Annotated in this window: 6 protein-coding genes; 3 read left to right on the forward strand and 3 right to left on the reverse strand. The window is 61.6% G+C overall.

Annotated features, from left to right (window positions below):
* The 3 genes from ACMO6A_RS03745 to ACMO6A_RS03755 all read right to left on the reverse strand — a co-directional run.
* Positions 1-480 (reverse strand): metallophosphoesterase family protein (locus ACMO6A_RS03745; RefSeq protein ID WP_418470804.1); only part of this gene is annotated, 480 nt, incomplete at its 3' end.
* Between the two features lie 148 nt (positions 481-628).
* Positions 629-1,711, reverse strand: coding sequence for a molybdopterin-dependent oxidoreductase (locus ACMO6A_RS03750; RefSeq protein ID WP_015759960.1), 1,083 nt, complete (start codon positions 1,709-1,711; stop codon positions 629-631).
* 15 nt (positions 1,712-1,726) lie between these two features.
* The gene (locus ACMO6A_RS03755) at positions 1,727-3,409 is read right to left on the reverse strand and encodes a molybdopterin-dependent oxidoreductase (protein ID WP_086415002.1); all 1,683 of its coding nucleotides are present in this window, start codon (positions 3,407-3,409) and stop codon (positions 1,727-1,729) included.
* Between the two features lie 306 nt (positions 3,410-3,715).
* Between ACMO6A_RS03755 and ACMO6A_RS03760 the strand changes: the two genes are divergently transcribed.
* The 3 genes from ACMO6A_RS03760 (at position 3,716) to ACMO6A_RS03770 (ending at position 6,833) form a co-directional block, all read left to right on the forward strand.
* The gene (locus ACMO6A_RS03760) at positions 3,716-5,305 is read left to right on the forward strand and encodes a helix-turn-helix transcriptional regulator (RefSeq protein ID WP_035584210.1); all 1,590 of its coding nucleotides are present in this window, start codon (positions 3,716-3,718) and stop codon (positions 5,303-5,305) included.
* A gap of 126 nt (positions 5,306-5,431) precedes the next feature.
* Positions 5,432-5,887, forward strand: a complete 456-nt coding sequence (locus ACMO6A_RS03765) for an Hsp20/alpha crystallin family protein (protein WP_009305994.1) — start codon at positions 5,432-5,434, stop codon at positions 5,885-5,887.
* Positions 5,888-6,086: 199 nt separating this feature from the next.
* The gene (locus tag ACMO6A_RS03770) at positions 6,087-6,833 is read left to right on the forward strand and encodes an NAD-dependent protein deacylase (protein WP_035584214.1); all 747 of its coding nucleotides are present in this window, start codon (positions 6,087-6,089) and stop codon (positions 6,831-6,833) included.
* Positions 6,834-6,883: the final 50 nt, after the last annotated feature.

Raw genomic sequence — 6,883 nt, forward strand, 5'->3', positions numbered from 1 at the left:
GCGCACGCCCAGCACGCGCCCGTCGTCCACTAGCATGCGGCCCGTGCACTTCGGAAACCCGCCGCGAGGCCGGAACGGCGCGCCGGGGCAGACGACGTACGATGCCGGACGCGCCTCGGGTCCGTACACCAGCTCGGGCACATGCGTGTGCCCGTGGACGCACACCTGCGGGATGGGATCGCCCGCCGCCAGACCCGCGCAGCCGTTGAACCCGATCTGCACGTCGCGCGGATAGTGCGCCACGAGGAAGCGCACGCCGTCGATCACCGGATGCGCGAAACGGCTCACGCGCGAGCCGTACTCGTCGAAGTCGTTGTTGCCCAGCACCGCCGTGGTCGGCGCCAACGCCTCGAGCGCATGCAGAATCTCGGGGCCGCCGATGTCGCCCGCATGGATGATATGGTCGACGTCCGCCATGGCCGCGAGCGCCTCGTCGGGCAACTGTCCATGCGTGTCGGATATGAGGCCGATAACGGTCATGACGAGCTCCTTCTTTGCATCAACCGATCGAATGGCAAGTATAGATCATACGCCGGCCTTCACGCGACCCATTAAACCATTGCCAAACTGCAAGCGGACGCCCGAAAAAGAGGGCGCGCCCGGATTGCGCGCCCTCCGATAAGCCCTCTTACGAGACCTGGAACAACAGCGTCGCCGCAAGCGGCGAAACCATGCCGTCTGCAGTTTTGGCACGCACCGTCATACGATAGTCTCCTGCATCTTCGAACGAAGTGGAGAACTGCCAATTCACCCATTTGTCCGCGGTTGCTCCCTCGGTCGCGCACGACGTCCAAGTAGCGCCGCCGTCGAACGAAAACTCGATAGCCTCGATCGGGCTTCCTAGATCGTCGGCAACGCCCTCGAACGTGATCTCGTCGCCTGCGACGAACGTGCATCCGTCGGCGTAGTTCATGATGTTGATCTTGTTGCGGTAGCACGGATCAACCTGCTGCACATCGGGTTCGGCGTCTTCGCGCGTCAGCTCGATGTCGGTGATGTTGCGCGTGAAGTACCGCGCTACCGTCTCGGGCATCCACAGCTGCATGCTGGAACCGTCCGTCGCCGACGTAAGCTCCTGGCCGTTCACCTGGTAGACGAGCATCGCATCATGCTCCAAAGCGTAGCGCAGCGGCAAAGGCTGGCCGAACCCGTCGGCGCCATACGCCGTCACGGTGTTCACGCCTTCCTCCAAATCGGCCATTTCCACGATGGACGCCAGCGGCACGCCGAGCACCGCAGCCTGTCCGAACGGAGAGCCGGTAGCGCACGAGCACGCCATGAGCGCCTCCTCGCTGGCATCTTCGGACAACTCGCTTACATCCACCGTGAAGTTCTTCTTGATATGGCCCCCTACGTTCACGTAGAAATTGGCCACGCCGCCCGTCTGCGCTTCGAACTCGACCGCAGGCTTAGAGCACATCGAGGTCAAAGCAGCACCGAATACGTTGAACAGCTCGTCGTTCGGGGTCGTTCCCAATTGGTTAAATACAAAGCTTCCCTGCACGTTCGGCACCCGTACGTACGAGCCGTCGTCGACGTTCACCCACGAAGCCTCAACCACGTTCTCGTTGAACGAGTGCGTCGTCCCGCTCGCCGCATCGGATGCATCGGCGCTGTTCGGATTCAAAGCGTTCAGCGCCAAGCCCGACCCGGTGAGCAGCAGCGCAGCTCCGGCAACACCGGCGAACATTCGGGTATTTCGTTGCGTCATGTCTATCATCCTCGCTTACTGCTGATCGCCGGAAGCATCGCCGTTGGCCATGGCCGGATCGACGATCTTCCCTATCTCGGTGATCTCGTCTTCGGACGGCATCTCGTCCTTCGCGTTCACCAGCACCTCGTGGTTGCGGTAGCTCACTTCGCCGTCGATGTCCGTGCCGCGCACGCTCAGCACGTACGCTCCTTCTTTCTCGGGCGTGAACGTGAAGCTCCACCACAGCCATTTCGCCGGATCGACGTCTCCCACGTCGAACGACGTCCACGTCTCGCCGCCGTCCATGGAGAATTCCACCGTCTTCATGGGATGGTCGAACGCGTCGGCATAGCCGTTGAACGTGAACGGCTTGCCGTTCTGGATGATGAGACCTTCGGGCACGCCGCACACCGTCACGTTGGGACGGTTCACATGGGCATCCTCTTGGTTGACCTGGCCGCACACACGCTCTTTCATGACATCGGACGACACGTGGTAGCCGTTGATCTGCTTCGAGAAGATCTGGGCATCGTAGGTCTCCTGCCAATGCATGACCGGGAAGCCGTGACGTGCGCTGAGGTATTCGCCATCGATCTTGTACACCAGATACCCTTTGTCCAAGACCGAGAGGTCGAACCCGCTGCGCGAAGACCCGTCTGCGCGAATGACGCGCACGCTGTTGGTGTCTTCGGTGTAGCCGCCAGCCTTCTCGATGAGCCAGCTGACCGGGATACCGGTGATCTCGGCCTGGCCGATTCCGCCGCCGCCGATCGGATTCAGCTCGCACACCATCTTCGAGGGCTTCGTGACCACCACGCCAGCGGCTTCAGCTTCGGCCACCAGCTCGGGCAGCTTCTTCGTGTAGGGCGCGTTCACGTTCCCGTCGACCGTGAACTCCCACTCGTCGAACATGCTCTGGGGCAGGTCGATGTCAAGCCCGTTAGGCCCGCATGCGTAACGCATATGGTCGTAATAGCCGTGAACGAAGTCGTAGCTGTACAGCTCGTCTTGCGTCTGCACCTTGTCCTGGGTGGATGCGAACTCGCCCTGCACGTTTTCAACCTTGTTGATGCCTTGCAGCGCCTCATGCTTCACGTTGTCCCACAGCTGCATGCCGTTGCCATCCGCAGTCGCGTCGTGACACGATTGACACGTGCCGTTCGAGCCCTCGGCGAACTTGTTCCCGCTGCGCTCGTTGTAGTGGATGGCATGTATGAGGCGGCCGAAATCGTCGCCGTTGTCACGATGGCACGAGATGCACTGGTTCACGTCGCTGTACGTCTCGAGCGCTTTGTTGTCGATCGTGGCATGCTTGTACTCCATGTTCTCGATCATCGCATTCATATCAGCATGGCACGAATTGCACCCTCGGTTGTCCGCGTCGAGGTAGTACGTGTTGTACGAAATGGTCCAGCTTTGCTGCATCCAATGGGGGCACTCGTACTCGGTCGGGGTACGCTGAACCAGCTGCCCGTTCGAATATCGGATGATCTCGGGCGCGTACTCCTCGGCGATCTTGTCCCACTTGTCGTAATTCTCGACGATGTACTCTTTGCCGGGATACTGAACATCGCCGTCCGGCTCCCCTCCGCGCACTATTTCGTCTGCAGTCGACGCAGAATCGGCCGCAAGCGCCGGACCAACCACGCAGCAAGCTGCAGTCATCGCCAACACCCCCGCCATTCCAAGCGCGGCCTTCAGTCGCATGTTTCTCATGATCTCTCCTCCATCCTCTCTTGTCGTGCGTGCGGCAGTTCCGCCTTATCGCTTGCCCCTCCTTCCAACCTGGAACAGGCGCGCACGCCGCACACCCGGAAGATGGTAGAAGCACGGGATGTCCACCGCCATCGACGTATCCGGGTGAATATGACGAAGGGCTCGAACGGGTATCCCCCGGTTTGGTTGATAGAGGCGCGCCGGGTTTTCGCCTATCGTGAGAATCGTATATAATGGCCAGCTGTTCAGAGGACTTTCGAATATCTGCTCGCAACCGCGCCGGGAAGAGAAACAGGGGGATCGATCATGGAAACACCCGCCGGCGTGCGCGTCAACCGCAGCGCAGTTCTTGCCTCCTTGGGACTAAGCACGAACCTGCTCTGGTGCACGCTGGCCGGGCATACCGGAGGGTTCCCCTCCTCCCTGCACGACCTCGATCCCGCCGTCAATCCGCGTATCTTCTTCCTGCTGGGCATACTCATCGTGGGAGTTGCGTTCGCAGTAGGCCCCCGATGGCTCCGCGAACGCGACCAACCTTTCTCCTACGTTCTACCGCTTGCATCCTCGATAGGCACCGCGAGTTTCGCCCTCGCCTCCAATCAAAGCCTCTTCGACCCTATTTTCCTTGCCATCGCCGGCCTGATCATGTTCGGCGCGGGCTATTTCTGGATCGCCTCGCGATTCTATTTGCTGCTAGCCAGAACGCAGACTTTCGCCTGCACCGCTTGGTGCATCGTGGCGGCATTGGGTATGGAAACGCTCGTGCTTCCCATCGCCCGCTATGCGGTGCCTCCCGTCTGGCAGATCGCCGTCACCATCGCGCTGCCGCTCGTTTCCGCCGCGCTATTCAAAGCCGCCCGGAGCTCTGCGCCTACCGAATCCGCCCAGAATATAACCCGGCGCGCCGACCTCCCCGGAGCAAGGATGGAAGCGCTCGCGGCTCAACCTCGGCGCGCCGTGCTGCCGGCGGGAAGAGAGGGTCGAAGAAGCCTGCTGGTGCTTATCGCTGCAGCTGCGCTGCTACTTGCGACCGTACGGTCGTTCAGTTCGATCGGATTATGGGGCAGCGAGGCCGTCGCAGCGCAAGGGATCGCGGCAGAGGTCGTCTTCTCCCTCGTCTCAACAGCGTTTCTTGCCCTCTTCGCACTCGCCACACTGGTGAAGACAACCGGATGGCGCCTCGATTTGAGGTTTCAGCCAGCGTTCATCATCGTCATCGGCGGTCTGTTTCTCGTGGTGTCCCAAAACGCCGCCCCTGGGATACCCGCCGCTCTGCTGGACGCCCTCATGCGGCTGGACGACTCGTGTGCGCACGTGCTGTTCTGGATCGTCGTGGTCACCGCCATCGATGCGCTCACCATGCCCTCGTACCGAGTGATGGGCGTTGCAGCAGCCGTCTACGCGCTCAGCTCCGTGCTGTGGGTCGCCTTGCTGGGCAGCGGAGTGGCTTTCAGCAGCATGATCATGCTGGGCGCCGCGTACTCCCTCACGATCGCCGCCATTCTCAGCGAATGGATCGGGGCAAGGCGCCTGGAGTCGACGGAGAAGGAAAGCGCAGCGGGCAATCCCGAACCCACGACTGCGCACCCTTCAAGCGGCGATCTCACGGGAGAGCACGTATCACGCGCCATCGCGGTTCGATGCGAAGACATCGCAGTCGCGAACAAGCTTTCGCCCCGCGAAACGGAGATATTCATCCTCCTCGCTCAGGGAAGAACGCGAACCCTCATCCAGGAAGAACTGGTGCTTGCCGAGAACACGGTGAAAACGCACATCGCCCACATCTACGCGAAACTCGGCATCGGCAATCGTCAGGAGATGATGGACCTCGTCTTAGGCGCCACCGAAGAGGACGGCCGCGCGGCAAGCCCCCGCTCCTACATAACGAAAAAGTAACCATTTAGCACTCTCGGTTGTAGAGTGCTAAAACGCGTCGTAGAATACCAGGCATACCAAGCAAGGCGGCGTTTCGGCGCACCCGGAACCACCGCCTCCCCGCACGACTAGAGGAGATGATCGAACATGGCAATGATGGTACCCATGCGCAGGAACCGCAACCTGTTGAGCGAGCTGATGACCGACCCCTTCGACGCGTTCTTCAACGCCGCCTCGGCTCCCATGCAGAAGATGTCGCCCACGCTCATGCGCACCGACATCAAGGAGACCGACGCAGGATTCGAGCTGACCATCGACCTGCCGGGCTTCAAGAAGGACGACGTCCAGGCCGAGCTGAAGGACGGCTACCTCACCATCACGGCGCAGACCCAGTCCGAGTCCGAGGACAAGGACGAAGAGGGCACGTACGTCCGCAAGGAGCGCTTCAGCGGCAAGTGCAGCCGCACGTTCTACGTGGGCGACGACATCGAGGAAGACGACATCAAGGCGAAGTTCGAGGACGGCGTGCTGAAGATCGCCGTGCCGAAGAAGCAGGAGCAGCCCAAGCTCGAGGAGAAGAAGACCATCTCCATCGAGGGTTAATCCTTCGCGAAACGCAAGCGCACTGGAAGGCGGCCACCGTGACCGCCTTCCTTGTTTTCACCCAAAGGCACGCTTCGTCGCCTGCGCTCGGGATGACAGGCGTTCAAGAGCAAAACAGGCCGATCAGAACGCATGTTTCACGTGAAACATCCGGACGCAAGAAGCGTGGTATCATGGGTCGAAACCGACAGGAGGAGCTATGGACGAAACCGTGCGCGCTATCGAAACGTTCCGCAGCTGGGTGGCCGACACGCCGCCGGGCGGCCTGGTGTTCTTCGGCGGCGCAGGCGTGTCCACCGAGAGCGGCATCCCCGATTTCCGCAGCCCGGACGGCCTGTACGCGCAGAAGTACCCCTATCCTCCCGAGCAGATGGTCAGCCGCAGCTTCTTCGACGCCAACCCCAGCGCGTTCTTCGACTTCTACTGCGACCGCATGCTGGCGCTCGACGCGCAGCCGAACCGCGCGCATCGCAAGCTGGCCGAACTCGAGCAAGCGGGCACGCTGGCCGCCGTGGTGACGCAGAACATCGACGGCCTCCATCAAAAAGCGGGCAGCAAGAACGTGCTCGAACTGCACGGCAGCGTGCTGCGCAACTTCTGCATGGCGTGCGGCGCAGCCTACTCGGTAGACAACCTGCTGGCCCTTCGCGCGCAGTCCGACGACAGCGTGCCGCGATGCCCCGCCTGCGGCGGCATCGTCAAACCCGACGTCGTGCTGTACGAGGAGCCCCTGAACGAACGCACGGTGCACGGCGCCGTGAATGCCATCGCGCAGGCCGACCTGCTGGTGGTGGCGGGAACGTCGCTGGCCGTGTACCCGGCGGCCGGCCTCATCGACTTCTTCACAGGGCGCCGCCTCGTCATCGTCAACCACACCCCCACCCCGCGCGACCGCCAAGCCGACCTCTGCATCGCCGCCAACGTCGGCGAGGTCTTCGGCTTCTAAGCGCTCGCGCGCTATCACGCATCAATTCGTTCGCGAACAGCACCTTAAAT

Origin of the sequence: Eggerthella sp., assembly GCF_048329335.1 — a bacterium.
Classification (GTDB): domain Bacteria; phylum Actinomycetota; class Coriobacteriia; order Coriobacteriales; family Eggerthellaceae; genus Eggerthella; species Eggerthella lenta.